The organism is Thalassococcus profundi (assembly GCF_003344785.1).
Classification (GTDB): domain Bacteria; phylum Pseudomonadota; class Alphaproteobacteria; order Rhodobacterales; family Rhodobacteraceae; genus Puniceibacterium; species Puniceibacterium profundi.
This window is the reverse complement of the sequence record NZ_QPMK01000003.1, coordinates 85,790-100,772: the sequence shown is the minus strand read 5'-3', so window position 1 is coordinate 100,772 and position 14,983 is coordinate 85,790. Positions and strand designations below refer to the sequence as shown.

At 67.1% G+C, this 14,983-nt stretch carries 11 protein-coding genes; 5 read left to right on the top strand and 6 right to left on the bottom strand.

Translation table 11 applies throughout. The features are described from left to right. Positions 1 to 99: 99 nt before the first annotated feature. The 5 genes from DU478_RS04790 to DU478_RS04770 form a co-directional block, all read right to left on the bottom strand. The gene (locus DU478_RS04790; protein WP_114509812.1) at positions 100 to 450 is read right to left on the bottom strand and encodes a hypothetical protein; all 351 of its coding nucleotides are present in this window, start codon (positions 448 to 450) and stop codon (positions 100 to 102) included. A 306-nt stretch (positions 451 to 756) separates the two neighbouring features. Continuing rightward, positions 757 to 2,190 carry an NAD(P)(+) transhydrogenase (Re/Si-specific) subunit beta gene (locus DU478_RS04785; protein WP_114509811.1) on the bottom strand — a complete coding sequence of 478 codons (1,434 nt, stop codon included), beginning with the start codon at positions 2,188 to 2,190 and terminating at the stop codon, positions 757 to 759. Between the two features lie 12 nt (positions 2,191 to 2,202). Then, positions 2,203 to 3,777, bottom strand: coding sequence for a Re/Si-specific NAD(P)(+) transhydrogenase subunit alpha (locus DU478_RS04780; RefSeq protein ID WP_114509810.1), 1,575 nt, complete (start codon positions 3,775 to 3,777; stop codon positions 2,203 to 2,205). A gap of 131 nt (positions 3,778 to 3,908) precedes the next feature. Next, positions 3,909 to 4,358 carry a methyltransferase family protein gene (locus DU478_RS04775; protein ID WP_114509809.1) on the bottom strand — a complete coding sequence of 150 codons (450 nt, stop codon included), beginning with the start codon at positions 4,356 to 4,358 and terminating at the stop codon, positions 3,909 to 3,911. 70 nt (positions 4,359 to 4,428) lie between these two features. Next, positions 4,429 to 5,376 (bottom strand): MBL fold metallo-hydrolase, encoded by a 948-nt coding sequence (locus DU478_RS04770; RefSeq protein ID WP_114509808.1) that lies wholly within the window; start codon positions 5,374 to 5,376, stop codon positions 4,429 to 4,431. A 123-nt stretch (positions 5,377 to 5,499) separates the two neighbouring features. Here DU478_RS04770 and DU478_RS04765 point away from each other — a divergent pair, with 123 nt between their 5' ends. The 5 genes from DU478_RS04765 (at position 5,500) to DU478_RS04745 (ending at position 13,926) form a co-directional block, all read left to right on the top strand. Continuing rightward, positions 5,500 to 6,255 (top strand): SDR family NAD(P)-dependent oxidoreductase, encoded by a 756-nt coding sequence (locus tag DU478_RS04765; protein WP_114509807.1) that lies wholly within the window; start codon positions 5,500 to 5,502, stop codon positions 6,253 to 6,255. Further along, positions 6,252 to 7,445: a kynureninase gene (kynU, locus tag DU478_RS04760; RefSeq protein ID WP_114509806.1), complete on the top strand. Its 1,194-nt coding sequence runs from the start codon at positions 6,252 to 6,254 to the stop codon at positions 7,443 to 7,445. The genes DU478_RS04765 and kynU overlap by 4 nt, the downstream gene beginning before the upstream one ends. Positions 7,446 to 7,668: 223 nt before the next feature. Then, positions 7,669 to 8,133 (top strand): (2Fe-2S)-binding protein, encoded by a 465-nt coding sequence (locus DU478_RS04755; protein ID WP_114509805.1) that lies wholly within the window; start codon positions 7,669 to 7,671, stop codon positions 8,131 to 8,133. A gap of 3 nt (positions 8,134 to 8,136) precedes the next feature. Beyond that, positions 8,137 to 10,377 carry a xanthine dehydrogenase family protein molybdopterin-binding subunit gene (locus DU478_RS04750; protein WP_114509804.1) on the top strand — a complete coding sequence of 747 codons (2,241 nt, stop codon included), beginning with the start codon at positions 8,137 to 8,139 and terminating at the stop codon, positions 10,375 to 10,377. Positions 10,378 to 10,599: 222 nt separating this feature from the next. Beyond that, the gene (locus DU478_RS04745; protein WP_233501113.1) at positions 10,600 to 13,926 is read left to right on the top strand and encodes a Hint domain-containing protein; all 3,327 of its coding nucleotides are present in this window, start codon (positions 10,600 to 10,602) and stop codon (positions 13,924 to 13,926) included. A 61-nt stretch (positions 13,927 to 13,987) separates the two neighbouring features. On the opposite strand, the gene DU478_RS04740 is transcribed toward DU478_RS04745, so the two are convergent. Beyond that, positions 13,988 to 14,764 carry a gamma-glutamyl-gamma-aminobutyrate hydrolase family protein gene (locus DU478_RS04740; RefSeq protein ID WP_114509803.1) on the bottom strand — a complete coding sequence of 259 codons (777 nt, stop codon included), beginning with the start codon at positions 14,762 to 14,764 and terminating at the stop codon, positions 13,988 to 13,990. Between the last annotated feature and the right edge of the window lie 219 nt (positions 14,765 to 14,983).

Sequence of the window (14,983 nt, the reverse complement as noted above, 5' to 3'; positions counted from 1 at the left end):
ATCCTGCCGCCTTGTCGCTGAAACGCGGCCCGCTCGGCGCGGACCGCGTTCTTCGTCAAGTTCCGTATGGATAAGCCGCCTGTCCGGTTGCAGGCGGGCCTACTGCGCCATCAGGTCGAGGATATCGCCGTCGAGGATTTCACCGGACCCGGCGCTTTCCCCGTCCTGGATCCACTCGAGCGACGTGCCATCGATGTTCGCCTGGTAGCAGCCGAAATCCGTATCCGGGTAGCAGACGCCTTCGTCTGTGATCTCGTATACGCCGGAGCCGGAGGCATCGTAATAGGTGCCATCCTCGGCGAAATAGCTGGAATAGCCACCCCCGCCCATGTCGCCCTGGAATGTATTGCCGACCAGCGCCGCGCGCAGCTCGTCCTGTGTCGCCGCGAGGGCAGGAAAGGCGATCGTGCTGACGGTGACAGCGGTGGCGAGGCGCGTGAGGAGGGTCATGGCTCATCCTTGTTACTGAGTGATGATCTTCAAGCTAGCCGGCCGCGCGATTTATCAAGTGGGCGCGAACACCGGCGGCGGACCGCAGCCGATGCGACGGCCGGGATCGCGCCTGTCCCGCAGGACTTCCACGGTCCGGTCAGACGCAGATCGCATCGAAGCCTTGCCCGCTTTACCATCATTCCCCTACTGACAGACCCCGCACCGCACAATTCCGAGCAGTCAGACACTCCATGACACGGCACCGCACATGCAAAAGCCCCGCCGTTTCCGGCGGGGCTTTCGGTGATTTCGCTGAACCGGGACTTAGGGCAGCTTGCTCAGCAGCTCGTCTAGCGACTTCTTGGCATCGCCGTAGAACATCCGCGTGTTGTCCTTGAAGAACAGCGGGTTCTCGATGCCCGAGTACCCCGTGCCCTGGCCCCGCTTCGAGACAAAGACGTTCTTGGCCTTCCAGCATTCCAGCACCGGCATCCCGGCGATGGGGCTGTTGGGATCGTCCTGGGCCGCGGGGTTCACGATGTCGTTCGACCCGATCACGATGACCACGTCCGTATCCGGGAAGTCGTCGTTGATCTCGTCCATCTCCAGCACGATGTCGTAGGGCACCTTGGCCTCGGCCAGCAGCACGTTCATGTGGCCGGGCAGACGGCCCGCCACCGGGTGGATGGCGAAGCGCACGTTCTTGCCCTGCGCGCGCAGCCGCTTGGTGAGCTCGGAGACCGAGTTCTGCGCCTGCGCCACGGCCATGCCGTAGCCCGGGATGATGATGACAGAATCGGCCTCTTCGAGCGCACTGGCCACGCCTTCGGCGTCGATCGGCACCTGTTCGCCCTCGACCTCGGCCGCCGGACCCGTGGTGCCGCCGAAGCCGCCCAGGATCACGGAAACAAAGCTGCGGTTCATCGCCTTGCACATGATGTAGCTCAGGATCGCACCCGAAGAGCCCACCAGCGCACCCACCACGATCAGCAGGTCGTTGCCAAGGCTGAAACCGATGGCCGCCGCCGCCCAGCCGGAATAGCTGTTCAGCATCGACACCACGACCGGCATGTCGGCGCCGCCGATGCCCATGATCAGGTGATAGCCGATGAAGAGCGCCAGCAGCGTCAGCACCACCAGCGTCCAGGATCCGGCATCGGCGAGGTAGGCGATGGCCAGCACCAGCGACAGCGCCGCCGCACCGGCGTTGAGGATATGGCCACCCGGCAGCTTCTTCGCCGCGGAGTTCACCTTGCCGGCAAGCTTGCCGTAGGCGATCACCGACCCGGTGAAGGTGACGGCCCCGATCCAGATGCCCAGCACCAGCTCGATCTTGAGGATGCCGATCTCGACCGGCGTCTTCTTGGCGACAAGCTCGGCAAAGCTGCCGGTCACCGTGTCACCGGCCGCCTGCGCGGCCTGCACCATGTTGATCGTGAGGTCCGCGTTGAACCCGACGAAGACCGCGGCAAGGCCCACAAGGCTGTGCATCACGGCCACAAGCTCGGGCATCTGGGTCATCTCGACCTTGGTTGCCAGCTGGTAGCCGACGCCCGCGCCCAGCGCGATCAGCACGATCGACGCCAGCCACAGGCCCTGCCCCGGCCCGGTCATCGTGGCGACGACCGCGATGGCCATGCCCGCGATGCCGTACCACACCGCGCGCTTGGCGCTTTCCTGGTTCGACAGCCCCCCCAGCGAGAGGATGAAGAGAACGGCCGCGACCGCATAGGCCGCAATCGTGAATCCGAATTCCATGTCGCGGCTCCTTTACGATTTCTGGAACATGGCGAGCATGCGCCGTGTGACGAGGAAGCCGCCGAAGATGTTGATGGCGGCCATGAAGATGCCCAGCGCGGCCAGCGCCGTGACCAGCATCGAACTCGATCCGATCTGGATGAGCGCGCCGAGGATGATGATCGACGAAATCGCGTTCGTGACCGCCATCAGCGGCGTGTGCAGGCTGTGCGCGACGCCCCAGATCACCTGGAAGCCGATGAAGACCGACAGCACGAAGACGATGAAATGCTGCATGAAGCTGGCCGGAGCGATGAGGCCCGCGCCCAGCACCAGCGCGCCGCCGATGGCCAGCAGCGTGACCTGGTTCTTGGTCTGCTGCTTGAAGGCGGCGATCTCTTCGGCGCGTTTCTCCTCGGGAGTCTTCTCCTTGACCTTTTCCTTGGGCTTCTGCGCCGCGATGGCCTTGGTCTTGGGCGGCGGCGGCGGGAAGGTCACCTCTTTCTCGTGCGCGATGGTCGCGCCGCGGATCACGTCATCCTCCATGTTGTGCTTGACCTTGCCGTCCTTGTCGGGCGTCAGGTCGGTCATCAGATGGCGGATGTTGGTGGCAAAGAGCGTCGAGGACTGCGTCGCCATCCGGCTGGGGAAGTCGGTATAGCCGATGATCGTCACACCGTTGTCGGTGACGATCTTCTCGTCCATCTTGGTGAGCTTGCAGTTGCCGCCTTTTTCGGCGGCGAGGTCGACGATCACCGATCCGGGCTTCATCGCGTCGACCATGTCCTTGGTCCAAAGCTCGGGCGCCTCGCGGTTGGGGATCAGCGCCGTGGTGATGACGATATCCATGTCGGGCGCCAGCTCGCGAAACTTGGCCAGCTGTGCAGCGGTGAATTCCGGCGAGGAAACAGAGGCATAGCCGCCAGTCTCTGCACCGTCCTTGGCCTCTTCCTCGAAATCGAGGAAGACGAATTCGGCGCCCATCGACTCGACCTGCTCGGCCACTTCGGGCCGCACGTCGAAGGCGTAGGTGATGGCGCCGAGGCTGGTCGAGGTGCCGATGGCGGCCAGACCGGCAACGCCCGCGCCGACGACCAGCACCTTGGCCGGGGGCACCTTGCCCGCGGCGGTGATCTGACCGGTGAAGAAACGGCCGAAGTTGTTGCCGGCCTCGATCACCGCACGGTATCCCGCGATGTTGGCCATCGAGCTCAGAGCGTCCATCTTCTGCGCCCGGCTGATGCGCGGCACCATGTCCATGGCGATGACCGACGCGCCCTTCTTGGCGGCCTCTTCCATCAGGTCCTTGTTCTGGGCGGGCCAGAAGAACGAGATCAGCAGCTTGCCTTGCGTCAGGCGCTTGACCTCTGCCTCCGACGGCGGGCGCACCTTGGCCACGATGTCGGCGACTTTCCACAGGGCCGCTGCGGTCTTGATGATCTCGACTCCGGCCTCGGCATAGGCGTCATCGGTAAATCCGGCCTTTTCGCCCGCGCCGGATTCGATGGCGCAGTCGTAGCCCAGCTTCTGCAGCTGGCGGGCCGAGTCCGGGGTCATGGCGACGCGCGCCTCCCCCTCGAACACTTCCTTTGGCGTTCCTATCTTCACGTCGTTTGTCCCCTCTTGTGTTCAGACAAGCCTGTTGTCGTTGCGGCACCTTGCAGGTCGCGAAAGGTCTACGCTGCTGACCTAGCGATCACAACCGCATCGCAAGTCGTAGAGCATAGGACGTCGCAGATTTAAAGCCACCTGTTCGTTTGTTGCGCATACCGCTCGAAAACCGCAAGAAACTTAGCCTTGAGCCTCGCCTCTTCCGGCAGCACGAAGCGGCGTTCGATCACCCAGACGAAGACCGGCAGGAGTGGTAGCGCCAACACCGCATCCCACCGCAGGATAAGGCCGAAAAGGATCATCGAATCGGCCAGGTAGATCGGGTTGCGGCTGCGTGCGAAGACGCCCGTGGTGACCAGCCGATCGGCGTCCATGTGGGGAATGATCGTGGTCCGGTGACGGCGCATCTCGATGGCGGCAAGGACGATGACGACCAACCCGCCCCCTACCAGAATCCCACCCGCAAAATCCGCCCATGCGCCGCCGAAGCCCAGCCCCATCGGCAAGAAGGTCGCCTGCGCCCAGGCCAGCGCGGCGAAGGCGGCGAGCCAGACCGGTGGAATGTCGATCCATCTCATCGCCTCGCTCCCGCGAGGACGCCCGCATGGGCGGATCGAGCCGGTCGTCTTTGCCTGCGCAAACGCGGCCTCATTCCCACTCCATCTCCTCGAACACCCGGCCGGCGTTGCGCGTCGCGAGTTCCTCGAACGTGTCCAAATGCGCCCAGTTCGACTGATCGACATAGTAGGCTCCGGCGAGGTCTCCGCCCTCGTCCAGATGCGCGCCGATTTTGGCGCGGAGGTCCTTGAGGTAGTCCGAGGTATATCGGGTCACCTGCGCCATGTTGGTCGGATGGCCGTGCCCCGGGATCACGTAGGTCGCCCCCAGATCGGTGAACGGCCCGTCGAATGTCTCGATCCAGCACGCGGTGCAGGTGTCCAGAAAGATCGGCGGCATGCGTTCGTGAAAGGCGATGTCGCCGGCGATCACGATGTCCCACTGCGGGATCCAGACCTGCGTATCCCCCGGCCCGTGGGCGGAGCCGAGGTGCAGAACCTCGAGCGTCACCTCCCCCATCTCGATCACCTCGCGGTCGGAAAACGACCGGTCCGCCGCCACCACACGCGTGCCCTCGGCGCGGTCGCGGTTGTAGCGCTGCATGCCCTGCAGGATGAAATCGCCGTTCTCCTCGACCTCGGCGATGGCGTCCTCGTGGGCGAGGATCGCGACGCCTTGGTCGGCCCAGTAGCTGTTGCCCAGCATCGCATGGCCCTGGCCGTTCTCGTTGATGACCAGCCGCACCGGCTGATCGGTCACCGCCCGGATCTCGTCATGCAGCGCCGCCGCCAGCCGCGCCGAGGCGCCGCCGTTCACGACCACCACGCCGTCGCCGGTCACGATGAAGCTCAGGTTGTTGTTGTGGCCCGCGTTTTCGTAGGTCGGCGGCGCGGTTGCGCCGATGGCGCTCCAGACATGCGGGATCACCTCCACCGGCTTGTCGTAAAGCTCCGACGCCGGGTACTTGTCGGTGATATCCTCGCTGGCCTGCGCCGCCAGCGGCGACAGGCAGGCCAGTGCAATGAGCAGCGGTCGCATGGTCTTTCCCCTCCTGTTAGGACATCACATTCACATGCGCGAATACGTTTGGCAAGCGCCGCAGAGGCAGGCTTGCTTGCCCCGCCCGCTCGGATAGGCTGGGACAAAGACAGGGAGGCATGGATGACACTCACGGGCAAACACGCGCTGGTCACCGGCGGCGGCACCGGCATCGGGCTGGGCATCGCCCGCGCGCTGGCCGACCAGGGCGCGCAGGTCACCATCACCGGACGCCGGGCGACGGTGCTGGACGAGGCGGCCGCGACGCATGGCCTCTTTGCACAGGTGATGGACGTGACGGACGAGGCGTCGGTGGCGGACGGCATCGCCGCGGCGGTCGCGGCGCGCGGACCGGTGCAGATATGCGTTCCCAACGCCGGCATCGCCGAGGGCCGCGCCCTGCACAAGACCGACAGCGCCTTCTGGCGCAGCATGATGGCCACCAATCTCGACGGGGCGTTCCTGACGATCCGCGAGAGCCTGACGTCGATGCGCCAGACCGACTGGGGCCGGGTCATCGCGGTCAGCTCAATCGCCGGGTTGCGCGGGCTGAAAGGCGCGCCCGCCTACACCGCCAGCAAGCACGGGCTCATCGGCCTGATCAAGGGGCTCGCGGCGGATTACCTCGGCAAGCCCTATACCTTCAACGCGCTCTGCCCCGCCTATGTCGACACCGAGATCGTGCCCTCCAACATCGCGCGGATCATGGAGCGCACCGGCATGAGCCGCGAAGAGGCCGAAAAGATCGTCATCGGCGCCAACCCGCACGGGCGGCTCATCACCTCCGAAGAGGTGGCTGAGGCGGCGCTCTGGCTCTGCGCGCCGCAGTCCGCCAGCGTCAACGGGCAGGCCATCCAGATCGCGGGAGGCGAGTTTTGACCGATTTCACCTGGACCAGGGCGCAATTCCACCTGCCCATGGGCATGATCTACCTCGACGGCAATTCCCTGGGGCCGCTGCCAAAGGCCGCGCCCGCCCGCATCGAGGCGATGCTGCGCCACGAATGGGGCGAGCAGCTGATCACGGGCTGGAACGCCAGCGGCTGGATGGCGCAGCCCCGCGCCATCGGCGACCGCATCGCCCGGCTGATCGGGGCGGAGCCCGGGCACGTGGTCATGGGCGACACCCTGTCGATCAAGGTCTACCAGGCGCTGGCCGCGGCCCTGAAACTGCGCCCGGACCGGCGGGTGGTCCTGTCGGACAGCGGCAACTTTCCCTCGGATCTCTACATGGCGCAGGGGTTGGTGAAGCTGCTGGGGCAGGACTACCGGCTGCGCGTGGTCAAGCCCACGGAGGTGGCCGAGGCGATCGACGAAAACGTCGCGGTCACTCTGCTGACCGAAGTCGACTATCGCACCGGGCGGCGCCACGACATGGCGGCGCTCACGGCGCTGGCGCATGAGAAGGGCGCGCTCACGGTCTGGGACCTCGCACATTCGGCGGGGGCGCTGCCGGTGGACGTGTCGGGTGCGGACGCCGATTTCGCCGTCGGCTGCACCTACAAGTACCTCAACGGCGGTCCCGGCGCGCCGGCCTTCATCTACGTCGCCCCGCGCCATGCGGATCTGGCCGAACCGGCGCTGGCGGGCTGGTTGGGCCATGCCAAACCCTTCGATTTCGACCGCGACTACACCCCCGGCGCGGGCATCGAGCGGATGCGCGTCGGCACTCCGCCGGTGGTGCAGATGACCCTGCTGGAAACCGCGCTCGACATCTTCGACAGGGTCGACATGGCCGAAGTGCGCAAGCAGTCGGTGCGGCTCTGCGAGCAGTTCATCGGCCTTGTCGAGGAAAGCTGCCCGCAGCTCCGGCTCTTCAGCCCGCGCGATCCCGCGCAGCGCGGCAGCCAGGTGAGTTTCCGCGCCGAGAACGGGTATGCCATCATGCAGGCGCTGATCGCCGAGGGCGTGATCGGCGATTTCCGCGCGCCGGACGTCATGCGCTTCGGCTTCTGCCCGCTCTACATCCGCGAGACGGATGTGGAGGAGGCGGTCGGCATCCTCGCGCGGATCCTGCGTGGCGCGCTCTGGGATCGGCCGGAGTTCCTGCGCCGCAAGGCGGTGACCTGAGGTTTCCGCAGGGGACCGCCCGTCGGGCGATACGAGAGACGCCGTTCGATGCGCTTGCGCATCGGCGCAGCGGTATCGCCCTTCGGGCGATACGAGAGACCAGTCTCTCGTGCTCTCTGGAGTTTTATGGCAAGATGAAGGGGGTGCGGATTTCGCCGTCATTGGGGGGTGACCTTTGCGTCTCCCGTGCCATTATTGACCGAGACGGACTCGGGAGGGCGGCATGGCCTATGCGATCACGGTGAACGGGACGGAGCACGAGGTGGACCTGCCGGGCGACGTGCCGCTTTTGTGGGTGTTGCGCGACGCGCTGGGGCTCACGGGCACCAAGTTCGGCTGCGGGGTCGCGGCCTGTGGCGCCTGCACGGTGCATGTGGACGGACAGGCGGTGCGGTCCTGCGTCACGCCGCTGGACCAAGTGGCGGGCGCCGTCACCACGATCGAGGGGCTGGGCACGCCCGAGGCCCCGAGCGCGCTGCAATCGGCCTGGATCGAAAACCAGGTGGCGCAATGCGGCTACTGCCAGTCGGGCCAGATCATGCAGGCGGCGGCGCTGCTCTCGGAGGTGCCGGTGCCCACGGATGCCCAGATCGACGATGCCATGGCCGGCAACCTCTGCCGCTGCGGCACCTATCCGCGCATCCGCGCCGCCATCAAGGCCGCCTCGGCCACCGCCTCGGAGGGCTGAGCCATGAGCCGTATCGGAAAGATCGCGCGCCGGACCTTCCTCGTGGGCGCCGTGGCCGTCGCGGGCGGCGTGGCCTTCGGCGTTTGGGCGGTGCGCAAGCCGGCGCCGAACCCGCTGCGCCCAGCCGACGGGGAAACCGCGCTCAGCCCCTTCGTGGTGATCGACGCCGAGGGGGTGACGCTGGTGGCGCCGCGGGCCGAGATGGGCCAGGGCGTGCACACCACCTGGGCGGCGCTGATCGCTGAGGAACTCGATGTCGACTGGCAGGAGATCCGGGTCATCCACGGCCCCGCCGCCACCGCCTATTACAACCACGCGATGCTGGCGGAAGGTCTGCCCAACAAGGGCTATGATGCGAGTGCATTCCAGGAAGCGCTCGGAGAGACGCTGGGCGGGGTCGGCAAGCTGCTGGACCTGCAGGTGACCGGCGGATCGACCTCGATGAAGGACGGGTTCGAGCGGATGCGCGTCGCCGGTGCCGCGGCGCGCGAGACGCTGAAGCTGGCGGCGGCAGAGCGGCTGGGCGTCGATGCCGCGACCCTGTCGACCGAGGCCGGTGCGGTGGTCACGGCGGACGGCACCCGCCTGCCCTATGCAGAGCTTGCCGAAGCCGCGGCGGGCATCGACCCGCCCAACGTCATCCTGCGCGATCCGGCGGACTGGCGCTACCTGGGCCAGACCCTGCCGCGGGTGGACATGGTCGGCAAGGCCACCGGGACGGCGGAGTTTGCCATCGACATCCGCCTGCCGGGGATGAAATTCGCCAGCCTCCGGATGAACCCGCACCTGGGTGGCGCGATGCGCTCCTACGACTCCCGCGACGCGAAGAAGATGCCGGGCGTGTTGCGCGTCGTCGACCTCGGCACCGGGGTTGCGGTCATCGCAGACAACACCTGGCTGGCCATGAAGGCACTGGAGGCGATCGAAGTCGACTGGGAGCCCGCCACCTACCCCGCCGACATGGACGGCCTGCGCGCGGCGGTGGTCGCGGGGTTCGACGCCGCGCCCAATTCGACCATGCGCGACGACGGCGATGCCGGCACCCTGCCCGAGGGCGCGCAGGAGATCACCGCCGAATACGAGGTGCCCTATCTCGCCCATGCCACGATGGAGCCGATGAACGCCACCGCGCTCATCACCGCCGACGGGCTGGAGCTGTGGTCCGGCAACCAGGCGCCGACCTTCGTGCAGGCGGCCTGCGCCGATGCGGCGGGGTTGAGCGCCGACAGGGTGACGGTGCACACGCCTTACATGGGCGGTGGCTTCGGACGGCGCGGCGAGCTCGATTTCTCGGTTCTGGCGACCCGCGTCGCCATGGCGCTGCCCGGCGTGCCGGTGCAGACCACCTGGAGCCGCGAAGAGGACATGACCCACGATTTCTACCGCCCGCTGGCCATGGCACGGATGCGGGGCGCGGTGCGCGACGGCACGGCGGTGCTGCTCGACGCGCAGGTGTCGGCGCCGTCCACGTCGCAGCAGGCACTGAACCGCTGGGTGGGCTTTGCGCCCGGGGGCCCGGACAAGGTGCATGTGGAGGGGCTGTTCAACCAGCCCTACGGCATCCCCAACTACCGCGTGCGCGGGCATCTGGCAGATCTGTCGGTGCCGATCGGGTTCTGGCGATCGGTGGGCAATTCCTACAACGGTTTTTTCCACGAAAGCTTTGCCGACGAGATGGCCCATGCGGCAGGCGCCGATCCGCTGGAGTTCCGCCTGGCGCTCACCCGCGACGAATACGAACCCGCGTGGGACTGCCTGCGCTCCGTGCAGGAGATGTCGGGCTGGACCGGCGACACGCCCGATGGCACGGGCCGCGGCGTGGCGCTGTGCTATTCCTTCGGCACGCCGGTCGCGCAGGTGATCGAAGTGACCGACGAGGACGGCGCGATCCGAATCGCCAGGGCCTGGATCGCCTGCGACGTGGGCACGGCGCTCGATCCCGGCAACATCGAGGCGCAGATGTCCGGCGGCCTGATCTACGGCCTCTCGGCGGCGGTCATGGGCGAGATCACCTTTGCCGAAGGCCGGGTGGAGCAGCGCAATTTCCCCGATTACAATGCCCTGCGCATGCACAACACGCCCGAGATCGCCGTGCGCGTGCTGGCGGGCGGCGGCAAGCTGGGCGGCGTGGGTGAGCCGGGCACGCCCCCGGCTGCGCCCGCGCTGGCCAACGCGGTGTTCGATCTGACCGGCCAACGGGCGCGAACGTTGCCGCTGGCGAAACAATTCAAATTTATCACCTGACCTGATCAATTATGGCAGGCTGCCGCAATCTCTCCTGAAAACGTCAAGTTTTCAGGGGGCCTTCACCTGCCCCATCGCAAATTAACCGCAATTTACTCAAATTTTCGCCGTCCGCGGTTTGTATCCCGTAGGGAAACCGGACGGTCACTCGGTACGCCGCCCGAATCGTAAAGTGCTGATTTTCGTGTTTTTCCTCGCGCCGAACCAAGGGTGGCTCAGGTCATGGCAGTCTACAACGTCGCGTTCTACCTGACGAATCCGGCCGGCATCCTGTCGACCGGCGTGGGCAGCACGTTCGTCTGGTCGGGTCCGGCGGCCACCGGCGGCACGGCGACGATCAACGACCCCGAGACCGGCATCCAGGGCACCACGCTCGATGACGACAGCGCCGGCGGCGAAACCGCCACCGCGACCGTCACCACGCCCAGCGGCACCTCGACCGGCAGCCCTGTCGATGCGGAAATGGTCTGGACCGTCACCGACAGCGTGACCGGCGAACGCTTTGAAGTCGTCCAGTTCGAAGTCGAAAGCGGTGCGGCGACGGGATTCTACACCCTGTCCGAAGTGCCGCTGGTCGCGGGGCGTACCTATACGGTGAACGCCTACAACAGCAACCCGAACGTCGCCGCGGGCGACATTGCCTTCAACTCCGCCGATTACGTCGACGGCGTGGTGGACGGCACCTCGGGCAACGATTCCATCGACCTGAACTACAGCGATGCACAGGGCGAATCGGTGGATGGCACCAGCTACGCCAGCAGCGACAGCATCAACGCCGGCGCCGGGAACGACACCGTCATCGGCGGGATGGGCAACGACACGATCAGCGGCGGCACCGGGAACGACCTGCTGTACGGGGATTTCGGGACCTACACGCCGGGACCGATCACCGAAACGCTGGACTGGACCGACCAGGGCGGCAACGGGACCAACCTCGCGGGCGGCTTCACCCAGGACACCGGAACCGTCAACGTCTCGGTCAGCTTCGCCAATACCGGCAACAACAACCCGACCTACCAGGTCAACACCGCCGACGCACAGTATGTCGCGCCTGGAGAGGCCTACGACCCCAATTCGTCGCTCTTCCTCTACGGCAACGGCGACGGGTCGACCTCGACGACCACCATGACCTTTGCCCGCAGCGCCGGGGCCAGCGTCGCCGAAGAGGTGGAGAACGTCCGGTTCCGGATCAACGACGTGGACTGGGGCAGCGGCAACCACACCGACGTGGTGACGGTCCGCGCCTTCGACACCGCCGGCAATCCGGTGTCGGTGCGGCTGACGCCCTCGGGCGGCGACACCGTTTCGGGCAACACGGTCACCGCCAACGCCGTCGCCGACAACCCCAACAGCGTCGGTGGATCGGTCCTTGTCGAGATCGCGGGTCCCGTGGACCGGATCGAGATCGCCTATGGCAACGCTCAGGGCGGCACCCAGGGCATCTGGGTTACGGACGTCTATTTCGACGCGATCCCCCTGACCACCGGCAACGACAGCCTGCTGGGCGGTGATGGCAACGACACGCTGTTCGGCCAGGCCGGCAACGACACGCTGCTTGGCGAGGCTGGCGCGGACAGCCTGTCGGGCGGCACCGGCAACGACAGCCTTGTCGGCGGCGACGGCAACGACACGCTCGAAGGCGGTGCCGGGGCCGACACGCTCAACGCCGGCGAGGGGATGGATTTCGTCTCTTACGGCACGTCGGACGCAGGCGTCACGGTCAACCTGACCACCAACACCTTCAGCGGCGGCCACGCCACCGGCGACGTGAGCCAGGGCGGCATCGACGGCATCATCGGCTCGGCCTTCAACGACAGCCTCACCGGCTACGACCAGCAGGGCCCGGACTGGACCAACGTCATCTACGGCGGCGCCGGCAACGACACTATCGACGGGCTGGGCGGCGACGATTCGCTTTATGGCGAGACCGGGGCCGACAGCATCCTCGGCGGCAGCGGCAACGACTATATCGATGGCGGCGCCGACAACGACACGATCGACGGCGGCACCGGCAACGACACCATTCTGGGCGGCGACGGCAACGACAGCATCCTCGGCGGCGACGGCGCGGATTCGATCTCTGCCGGCAGCGGCAACGACGTGGTCAGCGGCGGTCTTGGCGCGGATTTTATCGACGGCGGCATCGGCGACGACACCCTGAGCGGCGGCGACGACAACGACACGATCCTGGGCGGCACCGGGGCCGACAGCCTGAGCGGCGACGGCGGCAACGATTCGCTGAGCGGCGGCACCGGCAACGACACGCTGTCGGGCGGGATCGGCAACGACACGCTCGACGGCGGCGATGGCAACGACAGCCTGCTGGGCGGCGACGGGACCGACCTCCTGACCGGCGGGATCGGCAACGACACGCTCGACGGCGGCACCGGCAACGACACCCTGCAGGGCGGCGACGGGGCCGACAGCATCCAGGGCGGAGACGGCGCGGACTTCATCGATGGCGGGACCGGTAACGACACGATCCTCGGCGGCACCGGCAACGACACCATCGGCGGCAACGACGGCGACGACTCGATCCTCGCCGGCGACGGCAACGACGGGGTGCTCGGTGGCGCCGGGCGAGACACGATCGACGGCGGCGCCGGCACGGACACGATCTATGGCGGTGCCGACGACGACATCATTTCGGGCGGCGCCGGGGCCGACGAACTTTACGGCGACGCGGGCAACGACACGATCTTCTTCGGCCAGGGCGACACGATCTCGGGCGGCGACGGCGACGACGTCTTCAACCTCGTCGATCTGGGCGAACCCGGCAGCGCGCCGATCACCATCCTCGGCGGCACCACCGCGCAGACGCTCGGCGACACGCTGAACCTTAACGGCCTCGCCGACCGCACCACGCTGGTGCTGAACGATCAGGGCGGCGGAGAGTTCTCGGGCTCGGTCACCATGCTCGACGGGTCGGTGGTCAATTTCTCCAACATCGACAACGTCATCTGCTTCACGCCGGGCACGCGTATCCTGACCGCCGCGGGCATGGTCCCGGTCGAGGATCTGCGCCCCGGCGCGCTGATCTTCACCCGCGACAGCGGCTTGCAGCCGCTGCGCTGGGTCGGGTCCAAGACCGTGCCCGCCACCGGCCACCTGGCGCCGATCCGGGTTTCCGCCTCGGCGCTGGCGGGGGCCGAGCGCGACCTGCTGGTCTCGCCGCAGCACCGGTTCCTCTTTGCCGACTACTGCGCCGAACTGCTCTTCGGCACCTCCGAGGTGCTGGTTTCGGCCAAGCACCTGGTCGACGGCCACGGCGTCAACCGCGTCGAGGGCGGCGAGGTCACCTACATCCACCTGATGTTGGACCGCCACGAGGTGATCTATGCCGAAGGCGCCGCGACCGAGAGCTTCCACGCCGGTGTCCAAGGCATCGCGAGCCTCTCCGACGCCTCTCGCGAAGACCTCTTCGCCGCCTTCCCTGCCCTGCGCAGCTCCCCCGGAAGCTACGGCGACGCCGCCCGGCTCTGCCTCAAGGCGCACGAGGCCAGACTGCTCATGGCGCAGATGCACGCACCGGTGCAGCGAGCGGCGTGAGCGCCATGGGCTGCCGTCTCGAGATCGAATTCAGCGGTCTGGGCCGCGCCCGCCTGCGCGTTCAGGCGGATTTGCGGCCCGGCACCGCGCGGGCGCGGGCCCAGTTGCGCACCGCGTCACCAAAGGCGGTGAAGAGAGGACGCGACACCGGGTCGTTGGCGGCGTCCCATTCCGGGTGCCACTGGACCGCGAGACTGAACCCCGGCGCGCCCTCGATATAGGTCGCCTCGGGCGTGCCGTCGGGAGCGTGGCCGTCGATCACGATGCGCCGCCCCGGCGTCTTGATCCCTTGCCCGTGCAGCGTGTTGGTCATCACCTCGGAGGCGCCCAGCAGGGCGCGGAACGGGCCGTCCTCGGAAAAGCGGACGGTGTGGCGCAGGGCGAATTTCTCGGACAGCGTGCCGTACGGCGGCATCCGGTGGTTCATCCGCCCCGGCAGGTCACGGATTTCCGGGTAGAGCGTGCCACCCATGGCCACGTTGACCTCCTGAAACCCGCGGCAGATGCCGAAGACGGGCTGGCCGCGCTCCACGCAGGCGCGCACCAGCGGCAGGGCGATGGCGTCGCGGGCGCGGTCGAATTCGCCATGCGCGGCGGTGACCTCTTCGCCGTATTCCTCGGGGTGGACGTTGGGCCGCCCGCCGGTCAGCAGGAAGCCGTCGCAGGTCTCGAGCAATTCGGCCACGCTGACAAAGCGCGGATCGGCCGGGATCAGCAGCGGCATGCAGCCCGAGACCGAAGCGACCGCCTCGGAATTCATCGTTCCGCCGGCATGGGCGGGATACTGGTCGTTGATCAGGTGCTGGTTGCCGATGATGCCGACGATAGGACGTGTCATGCCTGTCTCTTGAGCTCTGTCTGCCACATTACATAGGCCATGACGCGGTTCGGGGAAAGACGCCGCGTGGGGTGCGGGCGGTCCCGGCCAATCGGACTGCCCGTTTTTCCGGCACTTCGAACGGCCGACGCTCCGGCGCGAAACCGCATCTCCACGTCAGCGACAGGGCCGGGCAATCGGCGGAACCGTGTCAGGTCCGCGCCGACACGGTACGGCATG

What these genes read in the sequence shown, in the direction of transcription:
- DU478_RS04790 (WP_114509812.1), bottom strand. Translation starts at nt 450, where the DNA reads ATGACCCTCCTCACGCGCCTCGCCACCGCTGTCACCGTCAGCACGATC.
- DU478_RS04740 (WP_114509803.1), bottom strand. Translation starts at nt 14,764, where the DNA reads ATGACACGTCCTATCGTCGGCATCATCGGCAACCAGCACCTGATCAAC.
- DU478_RS04785 (WP_114509811.1), bottom strand. Translation starts at nt 2,190, where the DNA reads ATGGAATTCGGATTCACGATTGCGGCCTATGCGGTCGCGGCCGTTCTC.
- DU478_RS04775 (WP_114509809.1), bottom strand. Translation starts at nt 4,358, where the DNA reads ATGAGATGGATCGACATTCCACCGGTCTGGCTCGCCGCCTTCGCCGCG.
- DU478_RS04770 (WP_114509808.1), bottom strand. Translation starts at nt 5,376, where the DNA reads ATGCGACCGCTGCTCATTGCACTGGCCTGCCTGTCGCCGCTGGCGGCG.
- DU478_RS04750 (WP_114509804.1), top strand. Translation starts at nt 8,137, where the DNA reads ATGAGCCGTATCGGAAAGATCGCGCGCCGGACCTTCCTCGTGGGCGCC.
- DU478_RS04745 (WP_233501113.1), top strand. Translation starts at nt 10,600, where the DNA reads ATGGCAGTCTACAACGTCGCGTTCTACCTGACGAATCCGGCCGGCATC.
- DU478_RS04755 (WP_114509805.1), top strand. Translation starts at nt 7,669, where the DNA reads ATGGCCTATGCGATCACGGTGAACGGGACGGAGCACGAGGTGGACCTG.
- DU478_RS04765 (WP_114509807.1), top strand. Translation starts at nt 5,500, where the DNA reads ATGACACTCACGGGCAAACACGCGCTGGTCACCGGCGGCGGCACCGGC.